This window comes from Pandoraea thiooxydans (assembly GCF_001931675.1).
GTDB classification, from domain to species: domain Bacteria; phylum Pseudomonadota; class Gammaproteobacteria; order Burkholderiales; family Burkholderiaceae; genus Pandoraea; species Pandoraea thiooxydans.
The window spans coordinates 2,577,312-2,593,626 of the sequence record NZ_CP014839.1 but is presented as its reverse complement, the minus strand read 5'-3'; the positions used below and the strand labels follow the sequence as shown (position 1 = coordinate 2,593,626).

The following is a 16,315-nucleotide window of genomic DNA, read 5'->3' as shown; positions in this document are numbered from 1 at the left end:
GGCTTACCTCTTGGAATCGAGCGGAGCGATGCGGGCGGGCGGCAGGCCCAGCCCCAGCTCCAGGGTCAGTGCGATGCGCGCCTCGCCCAGGCCGCGCTGCAGATCGAACAGCGCCAGGCGCTGCTGCAAGGCAGTGCTCTCATAATCGTCCAGCGTGCGTTGGTCCAGATTGTGCTGGGCATAGGCCCCGCGGGCCGCCTCGGCCTGCGCGCCGGCCGTGGCCGCGGCGGCCCGCGCCGGCCCCAGGCGCGCGGCCAGATACTGGCTGCGCGCGCGCAGCGCCAGGATGCTGGCCTGCGTGTCATCGAGCCGGCTTTGATACTGCGCGTGCAGCACGCGCCGGCTCGCGCGCGCCTGGGCGATCTGGCCCTGGTTGCGGTTGAAGATCGGCAGGTCGAAGGTCACGGTGGGCCCGCCCGAGCGCACGTCCGAGGTGTCCGAGCTCCACGAGCCGCCCAGCACGAACGCCGGGAACTGGCCGAGGATGGCCGCGCGCACGTCCTGGTCGGCCGAGCGGTAGCCCAGGCGCAGCGCGATCAGGTCGGGGCGGCGCTGCGCCACGCTCGCGGCCAGCGCGTCCAGCTGCGCGGGCAGCACCGGCGGATGCGGCCGGGCGATATCGAAGCGCACCGCCGGGCGCAGCCCCAGCAGCGCGTCGAGCGCGCGCCAGTTGTCCATCTGCGTCAAATGCAGCGCCTGCAGCGAGCGCGCCTGCGAGGCCAGCGAGGCCTGCACGGGGCCCAGCGCGGCCAGGCTCAGGCTGCCCTGGTCCACCGCCTGCTGCAGGCGCCGGCTCAATTGCGTGAGCGCGGCCAGCCGGGCCTGGCTGGCCGCGATCGCCTGCCCGCCCCAGTACAGGTCCAGCGCCAGCAGGCGCGCTTTCTGCGCGACCTGCCACTCCTGCCACAGCAGCTGCGCGTTGACCTGGGCCGCGTGCGCGCGCGCCGAGGCCACGCGGTTGTGATAAGTCACCAGCGAGGCAATGTCCTGGCTCAGCGAGGCGCTGAGCGCGCCGGTGGTGCCGGGCCCGCCCAGCAGCGCCGCGTAGCCCAGGCCCACCGACGGGTTGGGCAGCAGCGCGCTTTGGATCACCCCGGCGCGCGCCAGCTCGGACTGGCCGTGCTCGGCACGCAGGGCCGGATCGTTGAGGATCGCCAGCACGCCGATCTGGTCCACGCTCAGCGCCCGGCTCACGTCGATGCTCACGCCCGGCCGCCCCGCGCCTGCCGGCACCGTGTGCCGCACCTGCGTGATGCTGGCCCCAAGATCCGCCCGCGTGGCCAGCGGTAGCGGGTGGTAGGTCGCGCAGCTGCTCAGGGCACAGCAGGCGAGGCCGCTCAACAGGGTCCGCCGGTAGGCACGGCAGACCCGCCAATTGGGTGCTTTCATGTTCGTCCCCGCGCTGAAGTGGCGGGCACGACGATATTCTTCGTCAGCATGGTTAGCGAATCAAAAGAGTCAAGGAGGCCAGGCGCCGCCACCGGCACCTGGCAAATCGCTGCGTGAGAATGCCGACCGGCGCGATGCGCCGGCGAGCGACGCTCTATGGCGTGTTTTGCGCGTACACGCCGACCTTGTTGCTGGCGTTCAGATAGACAAAGAGGCGGTGTTGCTTGGTATCGACCGCGAGCGTATGCATATTCTTTTCTGTCGCGATATGGTCGACCACTTGATTGGTGTCGAGATCGACGACTTCGATGTTGCCCGTCTTGTCGCCAATGAAGGCGCGTCGTTTGGCGATATCGACCGCCGTTTGATCGACCGGTCCCGCCACTGGGATGGTCGTCACCAATTTGCCGGTGGTGGCATCGATGACCAGCATCTTCTTGTCACCCGTGCCGAAGATCAGGTGCTTGGTCTTGGTGTCGTAGATGCCACCCTTGGCGGTACTCTTGACGCCGAAATTCCACACCGCGACGATCTTGTTGGTGTTGGGATTGATGACGTCGATGTCGCTGCCCACCGGCTGATAGAGCCGATCCAGCGAGCGGACGTAAAGCGCCACGTCAGGGCCGTCCTTGGAGTCCTCGGGCTTGAGCTTGAAAACGGTCAGGCGCTTGAACGGCGCCTTGCCTTCGAACACCGCTTCCGAGTTGGTATCGTCGTTGGCCACGAACACCTTGCCGGTGCGCGTGTCGACGTTGACGCCATCGGGTCCTTTGCCGCCGCTGTCGACGTCGGCCACTTTTTTGTAGGTGCGCTTGTTGATGACGACCAATTTATTCGGCTTGGCGTCGGCGATGAATGCGTATTTATGATTGATGTCGATGCCATTGCCCACTTCGACATCAGGGATGGTGGCCTTGACGTCGAGTTTATTGGCATCGATCACCACAACGTTGTGATCGGGCGCTTGCGACAGCCAGACGGTTTCGGTTTGCGGGTCGTATGCGACCCAATCGCCGTGACCGCCCTTCGCGCCGGGCAGATTGATGGTCTTGACCAGGTGATATTGCGAGGCGGCGTACACGGGGGTGGCGAAAAGGCCGATCATTGCGGCGCTCAATGCCACGGCTTGCAGTTTGAAAGATGAGGTCATGATGTCTCCAATCGATTTTAGTCTTCAAGCGACTTGATTAGTCTCTGGGTACAACGATAACTCGGCAATGCTTAAAACCGGTGACTGATGCCCGCCATGATCGCGATCTGGTTCGGCGTGCTCGAGGTCGCGGTCATGTCGGCCACCGCGCCGCCGGCCGGCACGATGGTCGAGCCGTCCTCGCTGAAGGTGTTGCCGCTGGCATGCGTGAAGGCCGCCGTGGCATACAGGGCTGTGCGCTGCGAGAAGCTGTACTCCGAGGTCGCGGCTATGGAGTTGTAGGTAGCCGAGGAAGCTCCGCTGGATTTGGTAAATGTGTAGCCGATAGCGACCAGTTCGGCCGGGGTGACCTGATAGCCCAGCGACGCCGCGCCGGTATTGAAGGTTTCGGTGCGATTGAATGCGGCAAAGACTTGATAGGGCTTGTACTGCGCATTGCTGTAGCGCACATTCGCGGTGAATGGGCCGACCACATACTGGCCGGCCAATTGCACGATTTGCCGCGACCCGACCATGGGGATGGCGCCATAGAGCGGCGTGACCGAATTGTTCTGGGTCAGCTCGGTGGTTCCCGCGCCGCCCACGCCATCATTCTTGGTGAACAGGTAGCCCGCGGCAAGGCTCAATCCGCCGTGCGTATACAGGGCGGCTGCCGAGTAAGTCTGGCCGGACGAAAGGTTGCCCGCGACGCCGCCCAAGGCGTACAGGATTTCGTATTGCAGTCCGGCGTAGACCGGGCTGAGATACTTGATGGCGTTATTCACGCGGAACGTGAAGTCGTTGTTGTCCGCGTCGCCCGGGGTCGCAAAGGCCGGACCATATTCACCGTCGGCGGTGATGCCCTGGATCAAGTCGACCGTCGGGTCGTATTGGCGTCCGATCGTGACGGTACCCCAGGAGTCGCCCGTCAGGCCGACGAATGCCTGACGGCCGAACTCGAGTCCTCCCTGGCCGAGCTGGCCGTTATTGAGGTTAAAACCGTTTTCGAGATCGAAAATCGCCTTGAGACCACCGCCCAGATCTTCGGTGCCCTTCATGCCCCACTTGTTGGCCGTGAAATTCGGACCTTGCAGTTGAAGTATCGAGCTGCCTCCGGAGTTGTTGAAGTAAGTCAGCGAATCGTCGATCACGCCGTAAAGGGTAATGCTGCTTTGCGCATGCGCGCACGAGGCGGCACCCAAAAGAGCGACAGCAAAAACGGGGGATAACTTTATTTTCATGACGTCTCCTAATCAGTTTTTAATATTGATTTCTCATTCGGGACAACTGTGGCGATAGGCATCTCCAGAAGCGTCAAGCGACGCGGTTCATGCGTTAAGTAATGCAGAATATAATATCTAATATATCAAAACTGTCAAAAAATTTTTCAAGAAAATCAGTAACTTGCGTCGAAATTTCTATTTCCTCATATGGCATGAAAATAAGACATCAATTACTTAGGGTTAACTTTGATTTGTCCCATGTTGATTCGCATTGAATGCCTTCGATTAATAAAAATCGCAGCCTTAAATAATATTTAATTCTGGATGTAATATATTTATTCATTGGCCGTTAGCGACCAGCTCAGGCTTGTCGCGATGACGCCACCCGCCATCGGGGGTACTGGGGCCGATCGGTGGTGGTAACTCGGCTTCGACGGCGCCGGCGATCATCAAACTTTCATCAATCGGTGATTCACTACCGGTTTGCCTTCTTTTTAGTTTCCGTCCATTCGGCGTGCTTAATAAAATTTAACGTTGCCGAATACGCTGCGGCGGCGCCGGGTGCCTTGGCGCCGGTGTCTACGCGACTGAACTTCGACGGTCGTTTTCCATCTGAACATCGCCATGCGGCGCAATGTCGCAGGGGGCGTTGTACCGGTGCAATCACGCGCATTGCCGCAAAAGCGGACAATGCTTGTCTCACCCACGAGGGAGAACCGTCGTTTATGGACATCCGCACCATTCGCGAGCATGCTTTCGCGATGCCGTTCACCAGTCCGGCCTTTCCGGTCGGGCCTTATCGCTTCATCGATCGGGAGTTTTTCATCGTTACTTACCGCACCGATCCGGAAAAGCTGCGAGCCGTGGTGCCCGAGCCGTTGGAGATTGGCGAGCCGCTGGTGCATTACGAGTTCATTCGGATGCCCGACTCGACGGGCTTCGGCGATTACACCGAGAGCGGGCAGGTGATTCCGGTGACCCTGGACGGCGTGGCCGGCAGCTATACGCACGCGATGTATTTGAACGATCATCCACCGATTGCCGGCGGGCGGGAACTCTGGGGTTTTCCGAAGAAGCTGGCGCGTCCCGAATTGAAAGTGGAGATCGATACGCTGGTCGGCGAGCTCGATTATGGGCCGGTGCGGGTGGCCACCGCTACAATGGGCTACAAGCACAGGACGCTCGATGCATCGGAGGTCGCGCGAGGATTGATCGACACGCCGAACTTCCTGTTGAAGATCATTCCGCACGTCGACGGCACCGCGCGAATTTGCGAGCTGGTGCGCTATTACTTGCAGGACGTCACTGTCAAAGGCGCGTGGACCGGGCCTGCGGCATTGTCGCTGTTTCCGCATGCGCTGGCGCCGGTGGCGGATTTGCCGGTTCTCGAGGTGGTCGGGGCCAAGCATCTGGTGGCCGACCTGACCTTGGGACTGGGGGAAGTCGTTTTCGATTATTTGGCCTGATAGGAGAAGAATTATGTCCATGCAGTTGAACGGAAAGGTCGCACTCATCACTGGCGCCGCGAGCGGGATCGGCAAGGAAATCGCGCTGGTGTACGCCAAGGCCGGCGCGGCGGTCGCCATTGCCGACATCAACCTGGCAGCCGCGCAAAAGGCGGCCGACGAAATCAAGGCTGCCGGCGGCAAGGCCCTGGGCGTAGCGATGGATGTCACCGACGAGGACGCCGTCAATGCCGGCACCAAGGCGGTCGTCGATGAGTTCGGCCAACTGGATATCCTGATTTCCAACGCCGGCATCCAGATCGTCAATCCGATCGTCAATTACAGCTTTGCCGACTGGAAGAAAATGCTGGCGATTCATCTGGACGGTGCATTTCTGACCACCAAGGCCGCGCTGCCTTATATGTACAAAGATGACCGCGGCGGCACGGTGATCTATACCGGGTCGGTCCATTCGCACGAGGCCTCGCCGCTGAAGTCGGCCTATGTCACGGCCAAGCACGGCCTGCTCGGATTGGCCCGCGTACTGGCCAAAGAGGGTGCCGCGCACAATGTCCGTTCGCATGTGATCTGCCCAGGGTTCGTGCGCACGCCACTGGTCGACAAGCAGATTCCCGAACAGGCCAAGGAGCTGGGCATCAGCGAGGAAGAAGTCATCAAGAAGGTGATGCTGGGAGGTACGGTCGACGGCGTATTCACGACCGTCGACGACGTGGCGCAAACGGCACTCTTTTTGGCGGCATTCCCGTCAGCCGCCCTCACCGGGCAGTCGTTCGTCGTCAGTCACGGTTGGTTCATGCAGTAAAGGAGCGGGTATGGCGGCACGCAAGCTTCACAGTAACGGCAACGGCACCGGCGGCGCAGGCGCCGAGGCATATCATTCCAGCCCGCGTCTGCCGGTCGATCATCGCTATCAGGTGGTCGCGCTGGTGTTGCAGGGCGGCGGAGCGCTTGGCTCATATCAGGCTGGCGTGTATGAGGGCCTGGCCGAGGCCGACGTCCACCCGAACTGGGTGGCCGGCATTTCCATCGGGGCCCTCAATACCGCGATCATTGCGGGCAACCCGCCCGGCAAGCGTGTCGAACGGTTGAAGGAGTTCTGGCAGACCATCTGCCAGCCGCCGTACCTCCCGCCCAGTCCCTGGAGCAACCTGCAGACCACGCAGCATTGGCCGGAGGCATGGCTGACGCTGCTCAACGGCTTCGAGGCCTGGCGGGCGCTCACCGAAGGACAGAAGGGTTTCTTCGTGCCCCGCAATCCCGCGACGGCCGTGGGGCCCTCGACCCCGGACAAGGTGAGCTTTTACGACACGACGCCGCTCAAGAGCACGCTCGAGGCACTGGTCGACTTCGATCGGCTCAACGACGCACGGCAGATGCGCGTGTCGGTGGGCGCAGTCAACGTGCGCACCGGCAATTTCGTCTATTTCGACAACACCAAGGAGCGCTTGCGCGCCGAGCATTTCATGGCATCGGGTGCGTTGCCGCCGGGCTTTCCGGCTGTCGAGATCGACGGCGAATACTACTGGGATGGCGGTATCGTGTCGAATACGCCGCTGCAGCAGGTGCTGACTGCCGAGCCGCGCAAGAACGCCCTGATTTTCCAGGTCGACCTGTGGAGCGCCCGAGGGGCCCTGCCGACCGACTTGCCATCGGTGGCGCTGCGGCAAAAGGATATCCAGTTTTCCAGCCGGACGCGCACGATCACCGAATTCATGTCGGGCATGCAGGAATATCGCCACCTGCTGCGCGAGCTCATGGAGCTGGTGCCCGAAGCCGAGCGCAAAAGCAACCCATGGTACCGGCGCGCTGAGGAAGCGTCATGCGACCGCCTGTTCAATGTGATTCACCTGATTTACCAGGGCAAGGGCTGTGAAGGCGACTGCAAGGATTACCAGTTCGGTGCGTTGACCATGCGGGATCACTGGCGCAGCGGGCTTGCCGATATCCAGCACAGCCTGCAGCGCCCGGGCTGGCTGGATATGCCCTCGGCGGATCAGCCGCTCGTCACGCACGACATTCACCGCAAATAGCGCTGCGCGCCCCGGCCGCAGGCTGGCTGGGGCCGGTCCGGCGCGGCCTCCTCGGACAGCAAGCTTCTCGACCGTCGCGAGACGGTCTCGTTTTTTTGGAGTTTTCAAAGGTGTCGGTTTCACGCGTGATGTTTCCGTTGTCGCTGGTGCTGTTCGAGTTTGCCGTTTATGTCTCGAACGACATGATCATGCCGGGGATGCCGAATGTTCTGAGGGAGTTTGGCGCCGCGCCCGAGATGACGTCGCTGGCGCTGACCGCGGCGATGCTGGGCAATGCCAGTCTGCAATGGCTGCTGGGGCCGCTGTCCGACCGCTATGGGCGCCGCCCGGTGTTGTTGGCGGGGCTGGTCCTTTTCGTGCTGGCGTGCCTGGCCATGTGGCCGGTGCAGTCGATCGGGCAATTCATCGGGCTGCGTTTCATCCAGGGCATGGGCTGCTGTTTCGTACTGACCGTGGGCTATCCGACGGTGCAGGAAGCCTTCGATGAGAAGACGGCCGTGCGCATCGTGGCCTTGATGGCCAATGTGTCGCTGCTCTCGCCGCTGTTCGGGCCGCTGGCCGGCGCCGCGGTCGTGACGTGGTGGCCTTGGCGTGTGGTGTTTCTGCTGATCGCGGCGATTGGCGTGATCGCTTTCGCCGGCCTGTACCGCAGCATGCCCGAGCTGGAACGCACAGCGCCCGGCGAGCTGACGCCGCGCGGGTTGTGGCGGGCCTATCGGGTGCCGCTGGCGAGCCGGCGTTTCTGGACCGGCGCGGTAATGACAGGGCTTGCGGTCACGCCGTTGCTGACCTGGATCGCGGTCGGCCCGATCGTGCTGATCGAGCGGGCGGGATTGAGTCAGATCGACTATGGCGTGCTGCAACTGCCGGTATTTGCCGCACTGATCGCCGGCAACGTGATCCTGGCGCGGCAAGTGGGGCGCTGGAGCTACGCGAGGCTGATGTGGAGCGGCATTGCCTGCATGCTGTGCGGCGCGGCGGTGTCCTGCGTGGGCGTCGCAATGGTAGCCAGCGGCTACCTGGCACTGATGGCCGGCACCGCATTCTGCGCGCTCGGCATGGGGCTCTTCTATGGCGTCGTGTATCGGCAGACGCTGTTTGCCGTGGATGGCGCCAATCGCGCTACGGTGGCCGGCATGCTCAGCATGATCATGATCATCGTATCGGTCGGCGCGATCGAGCTCGCCAAATCCGCCTATCTGGCTTTCGGTGCGCAGGCGCTGAGTGTATCGGCGTTGCTGGCGGTGCTGTGCCTGAGCGGCGCCGCGCTGAGTTTCAAATCATCCGACGAGAGCCAGGCTTTCGCCGTCAAGGCGAGTGGCTGAACGCCGCGCGAGTGTCAAAAAAAACGGACGTGATGCGATGTCACGTCCGTTTCTTTGCGGGGCCGAGACCGGCCTGGGTCAAACGTCAGGCGCCAGCGGCCGTCGGATCGCCCATGCCGCCCACCACGGTGTTGAAGCCGCCGTCGACGTAAGTGATTTCACCGGTCACGCCGCCGGCCAGGTCCGACAGCAGGAAGGCCGAGACGTTGCCGACGTCCTCGATGGTGACATTGCGGCGCAGCGGAGCGTTTTGCTCGACGAAATCGAGGATCTTGCCGAAGCTCTTGATGCCGCTCGCGGCCAGCGTTTTGATCGGTCCGGCCGACACGCCGTTGACGCGGATGCCGCGCGGGCCGAGCGAGGTAGCCAGATAACGCACGCTGGCTTCGAGCGACGCCTTGGCCAGACCCATGGTGTTGTAGTTGGGAATGGCGCGCTCGGCTCCCAGGTAGGTCAGCGTGAGCAGCGCCGCGCGCTCCGAGAGCAACGGCAGGGCGGCCTTGGCCAGCGCGGGGAAGCTGTAGGCGGAAATATCGTGGGCGATGCGAAACGCCTCGCGCGAGAAGCCGTCGAGAAAATCGCCGGAAATCGCCTCGCGAGGTGCGAAGCCGATCGAATGCACCAGTCCGTCGAATTTGTCCCAGCGCTTGCCCAGCTGTTCGAATAACGCAGAGATTTGCTCGTCGCTGGAGACGTCGCATTCGAATACCAGATCGCTGCCGAACTCCTGGGCAAAAGCGTCGATGCGTTCCTTGAAGCGCTCGCCCACATAGGTAAATGCCAGTTCGGCGCCTTCGCGCTTGCATGCCTGGGCGATGCCGTAGGCGATGGAACGGTTGGACAGCAATCCGGTGATGAGAATGCGTTTGCCGGCTAGAAAGGTCATGGGAACTCCGGAATAAATATCTGCGCAAGCTGGATGGCGCGCATTGTCTCACAAGACGCCGGAAAACAACGAGTCTGGCGATTCGGCGGCGCAGGTGCTTTTCGGTACAATGCTCTGACGTTCCGTCTGGCGGGATCAGGCCCGTATCCTGGTACCCGCGCCCCCGAGACCAGGAGACGCATGAAGGAAGGCATTGCATTTCGAAGTCTAGCTTCGCTGGCGGCTTTCGTCATCTGCATGCCGGCTGTGCAGGCGAAGTACGCCATCGCCCAATATGGCGAACCCAAATATCCGCCCGGTTTCACGCATTTCGACTACGTCAATCCCAACGCGCCCAGGCGCGGCACGCTGGTGCTTGCCAATCCGGATCGCCGCACCAGCTTCGACAAGTTCAATCCATTCACGCTGCGCGGCACCGCCGCCCCCGGAATTTCTTCGCTGATGTTCGAGACGCTGACGACCGGCAGTGCCGACGAAATCTCCTCGGCCTATGGTTTGCTGGCCGACGACATCGCGGTGGCGCCGGACGGTCTGTCGGTAACGTTTCACATCAACCCGAAGGCACGCTTTTCCAACGGCGACCCGGTTACCGCGAACGACGTGAAATACTCGTTCGACACGCTGATGAGTTCGCAGGCCTCGCCCGGCTTCCGCTCGTATTGGGCGGACGTGTCGCGCGCGGTGGTGCTCGGTCCATTGACCGTGCGCTTCGACTTCACCCGGAAGAACAGCGAGCTGCCCCTGATCATCGGGCAATTGCCGATCTTCTCGCCGAAGTGGGGCATGGGGCCCGACGGCAAGCGCAAGCCGTTCGACCAATTGGCGTTCGACACGCCGATCGGCAGCGGGCCGTATTTGATCGAACACTACGAGCCTGGGCGCCGCATCACTTTTCGGCGCAATCCAGCCTATTGGGGCAATGACTTGCCGGTGCGGCGCGGCATGTTCAATTTCAGGCACATCGTCTACAAGCTCTATAGCGACGACACCGCGCGGCTCGAGGCCTTCAAGGCGGGCGATTTCGACGTCATCGTCGAGTACCGCGCGCGCAACTGGGCGCGCAGCTACGTCGGCAAGAAGTTTCGCGACGGCGAGCTGATCAAGCGCGAATTCCCGCATCACAACGCTGCCGGCATGCAGGGTTTCATCATGAACCTGCGCCGACCGCTGTTTCAGGACGTGCGGGTGCGTCATGCGCTTGATTTGGCGCTGGACTTCCAGTGGCTCAACCGCGAGCTTTTTTACAGCCAGTATCATCGCATCGACAGTTATTTCGCCAACAGCGATTTGGCGGCTACCGGCATGCCGAGCCCGGCCGAGCTCGCGCTGCTCGAGCCGCTGCGCGGCGAGCTCGACCCGGCGGTATTCGGGCCCATGACGGTGCAACCGGTAACCACGCCACCGCACAGCCTGCGCGGCAATCTGCTGCAGGCGCGCGCATTGCTCGCGCAGGCGGGGTGGGTGTACCGCGATGGCGCACTGCGCAACGCCCGCGGCGAGCCTTTCACCTTCGAGATGCTCGAGGACAACGGCGGGGCCCTGGGCCCGGTGATTGCCATCTATGTGCGCAATCTGGCCAAGCTGGGCATCCGGGTGAGCCAGCGCACGACCGATTTCGTGCTGTACCAGAAGCGCCTGGAGGATTTTGATTTCGACATGACGACCATGCGCTATCCCGATTCTCAAAACCCGGGCAATGAACTGTTCGATCGCTTCGGCAGCAAGGCGGCTGACGTCAAGGGCTCGGACAATCTGCTGGGGCTCAAGTCGCCCGCGGTCGATACGCTGATCGGCGACCTCGTGCGGGCGCGCACCCGCGAGGCGCTGCTGACCAGTGCGCATGCGCTCGATCGCGTGTTGATGCATGGCTATTACGTGGTGCCGCACTGGTACAGCGCGACGCATCGCATCGCGTATCGCAGCACGCTTGCCCATCCGGCTGTGTTGCCCAAGTACTATACGGCCGAGGGTTGGGTGGTGAGCACATGGTGGGACAAAGCGAAATGAGCGGGGCAAAGGCATGTGGCCATACATTCTGAAACGCATCCTGATGATGATTCCGACATTGCTCGGCGTGCTGACGCTGACCTTCGTCGTGATTCAGTTCGTTCCCGGCGGCCCGGTCGAGCAACTGATGTTGCAGCTCAAGGGGCGCGGTGGCGGCGGCGTTGGCGTGCAGGGGATGGAGGCCAGCGGCGCCGGCAGCGATTACCGCGGGCGGCGTGGCGTCGATCCGCAGCAAATTGCGCAAATCAGGGCGCTGTACGGTTTCGACAAGCCGCCGCTGCAGCGCTACTGGCTGATGCTCAAGCGCTTCGCGCGCTTCGATCTGGGGCAGAGCTATTATCAGCACCAGAGCGTGTGGTCGCTGATCAAATCGAAACTGCCGGTCTCGATCAGCCTCGGCCTATGGACGTTCTTTCTGACCTATCTGATATCGGTGCCGCTGGGCATCGCCAAGGCGGTACGCGCTGGGTCCCGTTTCGACTTCGCCACCAGCCTGCTGGTGCTGACCGGCTATGCGATCCCGGGCTTCGTGCTGGGAGTGTTGCTGCTGGTGCTTTTCGGCGGCGGCACATTCTGGCAACTGTTTCCGCTGCGCGGCCTCACCTCGGACGACTGGGATCAGCTCAGTCTGGTCGGCAAGGTGCTCGATTATTTGTGGCATATGGTGCTGCCGGTCACCGCGTCGGTGATCGGCAGTTTCGCCGTGACCACCATGCTGACCAAAAACGCCTTTCTCGACGAGATCCGCAAGCAATACGTGCTGACCGCGCGCGCCAAAGGCCTGCCGGAGCGGCGCGTGTTGTGGAAGCACGTTTTCCGCAATGCGATGATTCCGCTGGTCACCGGTTTTCCGTCGGCCTTCATCGGCGCTTTCTTCACCAGCAGCCTGCTGATCGAGACGCTGTTTTCGCTCGACGGGCTGGGCCTGCTCTCCTACGATTCGGTGTTGCGGCGCGATTACCCGGTGGTGCTGGGCACCCTATACCTGTTCACGCTGATCGGCCTGGTGACCAAGCTGATATCCGATCTGTGCTACGTGCTGGTCGATCCGCGCATTCAATTCGAACGTCTGGAGCGATGACTTGAATCGTGTCCTCTGCCCGGGCGGCACATCGCCGTCACCCGGCCGGCGCGTTTGGCGCCGGTTCAAGCGCAACCGGCTGGGCTATTGGAGTCTGCTGGTATTTTTGACGCTGTTCGGTCTGAGCCTGTGCGCCAACCTGATCGCCAATGACAAGCCTTGGATCGTGCGCTACGACGGCCACTATTATTTTCCGCTGTTCAAGACTTACCCGGAAACCACTTTCGGAGGCGACTTTCATACCCCGGCGGACTATCTCGACCCGTATATACAGCACAAGCTGCGCGAGCACGGCAACTTCGTCGTCTATGCGCCGAATCACTACCACTACGACACGATCAACTATTTCGCCGCAAAGCCCAATCCTGCGCCGCCGTCGGCCGAGAACTGGCTGGGCACCGATGACCGGGGGCGTGACGTATTTTCCCGCCTGCTGTATGGCTTTCGGATCTCGGTGCTGTTCGGTCTGGCGCTGACGGTGGCCGGCACCGCGCTGGGGGTTGTCGCCGGCGCCGTGCAGGGCTTCTTTGGCGGCCGGATCGACCTGTTCAGCCAGCGGCTGATCGAAATCTGGGGCTCGCTGCCGGAACTCTACCTGCTGATCATTTTCGCCTCGATTTTCGAGCCCAGCCTGTGGCTGCTGTTCATCCTGCTCTCGCTGTTCGGATGGATGGGGTTATCGGACTACGTGCGCGCGGAGTTTTATCGCAATCGCTCGCAGGACTACGTGCGGGCCGCGCGCGCCATGGGTCTGTCGAACTGGCAGATCATCTGGCGCCATGTGCTGCCCAACAGCCTGACGCCGGTCATTACCTTTCTGCCGTTTCGCATGAGCGGTGCGATCCTCGCGCTCACCAGCCTGGACTTTCTTGGCCTGGGAGTGCCGCCGCCCACCCCGAGCCTGGGAGAGTTGCTGGCGCAGGGCAAGGAGAATCTCGATGCCTGGTGGATTTCCGTGTCGACCTTCGCGGTGCTCGTGCTCACGCTGCTGTTGCTCACCTTCATGGGCGATGCGCTGCGCAACGCGCTCGATACGCGCATTGCCGACCGCCAGGCCGCGGGAGGCAACGTGCTATGAGCGACGCGCTGCTGGTGCTTGAAAACCTGTCGGTGCGCTTCGGCCAGACCGAGGCGGTGCGCGAGGTCAATTTGTCGATCGCGCGCGGCGAGCGGATCGCGCTGGTCGGCGAATCGGGCTCGGGCAAGAGCGTCACGGCGCTGGCGATCCTGCGCCTGCTGCAGGACGCGCACGTCGACGGCCGTATCGAATTCGACGGGCAGGACCTGGGCAGCAAGTCCGAGCGCGAGATGCGCGCGCTGCGCGGCAACGATATCGCGATGATTTTCCAGGAGCCGATGACCGCGCTCAACCCGCTTTACACGATCGGCAACCAGATCGCCGAATCGCTGCAGCTGCACGAAGGACTGGCGCCGGCGCCTGCGCGCGCCCGGGCGATCGAGCTGTTGCGCCGCACCGGCATTGCCGAGCCGCAGCGGCGCGTCGACGACTACCCGCACGTGCTCTCGGGCGGGCAGCGCCAGCGCGCCATGATCGCCATGGCGCTGGCCTGCCGGCCCAAGTTGCTGTTGGCCGACGAGCCGACGACGGCGCTGGACGTGACGATCCGGGCGCAGATCATGGCGCTGCTGCTCGAGCTGCAGGAAGAGGAGGCACGCAAACGCGGCATGGCCGTGCTGCTGATCACGCACGACCTGAATCTGGTGCGCCGTTTCGCCGATCGGGTCGCCGTGATGGAGAAGGGCGTGCTGGTCGAATGCGGGCCGACCGAGGCGCTGTTTCGTGACCCTCAGCATCCGTACACGCAGCGCCTGCTCAACAGCCAGCCGCGACGCGAGGTATTGCCGGTCGTGCCGATCGCGCCGGTGCTGCTCGAAGCCCGGCAACTGGCGGTCGACTATCGGCAAACATTGCCAGGGTGGCAGGGATGGCTAAAGTCTGGCCGGTTTCGTGCCGTTAAACCAGTAGACGTGGCTTTGCGGCAGGGCGAGACCCTGGGCGTGGTCGGTGAATCGGGCTCGGGCAAAACGACCTTGGCGATGGCGCTGTTGGGTTTGCAGCGCGCCGCGGCGGGCAGCAGCATCGAGTTTCGCGGCAAGGCGCTCGGCGCCTATCGCGGGGCCGAACGGCGGATTTTGCGCTCGCGCATGCAGGTTGTGTTCCAGGACCCTTACGGTTCGTTGTCGCCGCGGATGACTGTCGAGCGGATCGTGGGTGAGGGCCTGGCGTTGCATCGGCCGGATCTGGGAGCGGCGGAGCGGCGTGAGCGGATTATTCGCATGCTGCGCGAGGTCGGCATGGACCGCACGGCTTTGCAGCGCTATCCGCATGAATTTTCGGGCGGGCAGCGGCAGCGTATCGCGATTGCCCGCGCGCTGATCGTCGAGCCGCAGATTTTGGTGCTGGACGAACCGACCAGCGCTCTGGATGTGTCGATCCAGCAGCAGGTGTTGCATTTGTTGGCGCAATTGCAACAGAAGTACAACTTGAGTTACCTGTTCATCAGCCACGATCTGGCGGTAATGCGGGCGATGGCGCACCGCGTGATGGTGTTCAAGGACGGGGAAATGGTCGAGGCGGGGGATACCGAGGCGGTTTTGTTTGCGCCACAGCATCCCTACACAAGAGAATTACTTGCTGCTGCGATGCTTTGAACGTCGGCCAACGTCTTTTAACGTCGGCGAAATCGCGTGTTGTATATTGATGATTTGAAATGATTTGTCGAAATAATTGATTTTTCCTATTGCCTTTTGACTTCACTCAAGCTTCACATTACTATCGCGTACCATTAAGCGATTTTTTCATAAGCATCTATCGGCCCATTGAGACCAATGCAGACATCCCTCCAGCGTACCGTCAGGTCCATATTTTCTGTCCTTTTCGCTGCAGGCCTGTTCGCCGGATCGATGGTCGCTCATGCCGACGACCCCTACAATTCCAGTCCGTTGTTGAAAGACCATGTCGATGCGCCGACGCTAAGCGCATCGCCGTCTTCGATCAACGGCGTGGCCAACGCCGCAATCGCGCAGGCCTCGAACAATGTCAGCCAGTCCTTTCAGGCGTCGCAGGGCGACGTGGCCGGCGCAGCGTCGAGTCAATCGGGTGCGACGATGCAGTCCGCTCAGATTGCAAAAATTCTGAAGGCGCTGAACGCGCAGGATGCTACCGCATCGCAAACGCCATCTGGTCAGGCCAGTCAAGTGGCTGACGCGCCGAAGCCGGCCCGCAAATTCCTCTCGAATGTTGCCGATAAAGCCAGCGAGGTTGTCCTCGGGGCGTTGAACATGATCGGGGTGCGCTACAAATGGGGCGGCAATACGCCCGATAGCGGGCTCGACTGCAGCGGCTTCGTGCGTTACGTATTCCAGGACACGCTGGGTTTTCTGCTGCCTCGTCGCGCGGTCGAGATGAGTCGTGTCGGTCAGCGTGTCGCGTCGAACGACCTCAAGCCCGGCGATCTGGTGTTTTTCGATACGACCCGCCGGCGCCAGGTCTCTCACGTCGGTATCTACATCGGCGACAACAAATTCGTGCATTCGCCCGCCACCGGCGGAGAAATTCGCATCGACGATTTGCATCAGGCCTATTGGTTGCGACGCTTCGAAGGTGCGCGCCGGGTGCGCATGCTCAACACCAAGGCGGATGTCACGCCGCCGGATCTGAAGCGTGTGCAGGAACTGTTCAAGCACAACCCGCCGATGTAAGCGGGCCCGTCGATCCGGGCCATCCAAAAAACCTCGCCGCTTGCGGCGAGGTTTTT

13 protein-coding genes are annotated in these 16,315 nt (G+C 62.1%); 9 read left to right on the top strand and 4 right to left on the bottom strand.

Features of this window, described 5'->3' with window-relative positions:
• Positions 1-3: 3 nt before the first annotated feature.
• The 3 genes from PATSB16_RS11870 to PATSB16_RS11860 all read right to left on the bottom strand — a co-directional run bounded on the left by PATSB16_RS11870 (position 4) and on the right by PATSB16_RS11860 (position 3,759).
• The gene (locus PATSB16_RS11870) at positions 4-1,389 is read right to left on the bottom strand and encodes a TolC family protein (protein ID WP_047214330.1); all 1,386 of its coding nucleotides are present in this window, start codon (positions 1,387-1,389) and stop codon (positions 4-6) included.
• Positions 1,390-1,543: 154 nt separating this feature from the next.
• A complete protein-coding gene (locus tag PATSB16_RS11865) occupies positions 1,544-2,539 on the bottom strand; it encodes a YncE family protein (RefSeq protein WP_047214329.1) in 996 nt (331 codons plus the stop codon).
• Positions 2,540-2,610: 71 nt separating this feature from the next.
• Positions 2,611-3,759, bottom strand: coding sequence for a porin (locus tag PATSB16_RS11860; protein ID WP_047214328.1), 1,149 nt, complete (start codon positions 3,757-3,759; stop codon positions 2,611-2,613).
• 707 nt (positions 3,760-4,466) lie between these two features.
• Between PATSB16_RS11860 and PATSB16_RS11855 the strand changes: the two genes are divergently transcribed.
• From PATSB16_RS11855 to PATSB16_RS11840, 4 genes are all read left to right on the top strand, one after another.
• Complete coding sequence (locus PATSB16_RS11855) at positions 4,467-5,207, top strand: acetoacetate decarboxylase (protein WP_047214326.1); 741 nt, start codon at positions 4,467-4,469, stop codon at positions 5,205-5,207.
• A 13-nt stretch (positions 5,208-5,220) separates the two neighbouring features.
• A complete protein-coding gene (locus PATSB16_RS11850) occupies positions 5,221-6,009 on the top strand; it encodes a 3-hydroxybutyrate dehydrogenase (RefSeq protein ID WP_047214325.1) in 789 nt (262 codons plus the stop codon).
• Between the two features lie 10 nt (positions 6,010-6,019).
• A complete protein-coding gene (locus tag PATSB16_RS11845) occupies positions 6,020-7,237 on the top strand; it encodes a DUF3734 domain-containing protein (protein ID WP_083566767.1) in 1,218 nt (405 codons plus the stop codon).
• Between the two features lie 110 nt (positions 7,238-7,347).
• Entirely contained in the window at positions 7,348-8,562 is a 1,215-nt protein-coding gene (locus PATSB16_RS11840; RefSeq protein ID WP_156884733.1) for an MFS transporter, read from the top strand.
• 85 nt (positions 8,563-8,647) lie between these two features.
• Here the strand turns inward: PATSB16_RS11840 and fabI are convergent, their stop codons facing one another.
• Entirely contained in the window at positions 8,648-9,448 is an 801-nt protein-coding gene (gene fabI / locus PATSB16_RS11835) for an enoyl-ACP reductase FabI (protein ID WP_047214323.1), read from the bottom strand.
• A 180-nt stretch (positions 9,449-9,628) separates the two neighbouring features.
• Here fabI and PATSB16_RS11830 point away from each other — a divergent pair, with 180 nt between their 5' ends.
• The 5 genes from PATSB16_RS11830 (at position 9,629) to PATSB16_RS11810 (ending at position 16,259) form a co-directional block, all read left to right on the top strand.
• Complete coding sequence (locus PATSB16_RS11830; RefSeq protein ID WP_047214322.1) at positions 9,629-11,455, top strand: extracellular solute-binding protein; 1,827 nt, start codon at positions 9,629-9,631, stop codon at positions 11,453-11,455.
• Between the two features lie 13 nt (positions 11,456-11,468).
• Positions 11,469-12,536 (top strand): microcin C ABC transporter permease YejB, encoded by a 1,068-nt coding sequence (locus PATSB16_RS11825; protein WP_047214321.1) that lies wholly within the window; start codon positions 11,469-11,471, stop codon positions 12,534-12,536.
• Between the two features lies 1 nt (position 12,537).
• On the top strand, positions 12,538-13,614 hold the full coding sequence (locus tag PATSB16_RS11820) for an ABC transporter permease (RefSeq protein ID WP_047214320.1): 1,077 nt from the start codon (positions 12,538-12,540) through the stop codon (positions 13,612-13,614).
• The gene (locus PATSB16_RS11815) at positions 13,611-15,209 is read left to right on the top strand and encodes an ABC transporter ATP-binding protein (RefSeq protein ID WP_047214318.1); all 1,599 of its coding nucleotides are present in this window, start codon (positions 13,611-13,613) and stop codon (positions 15,207-15,209) included. Before PATSB16_RS11820 ends, PATSB16_RS11815 begins: the two co-directional genes overlap by 4 nt.
• A 456-nt stretch (positions 15,210-15,665) precedes the next feature.
• Positions 15,666-16,259, top strand: coding sequence for a C40 family peptidase (locus PATSB16_RS11810; RefSeq protein WP_083566879.1), 594 nt, complete (start codon positions 15,666-15,668; stop codon positions 16,257-16,259).
• The last annotated feature ends 56 nt before the right edge of the window (positions 16,260-16,315 follow it).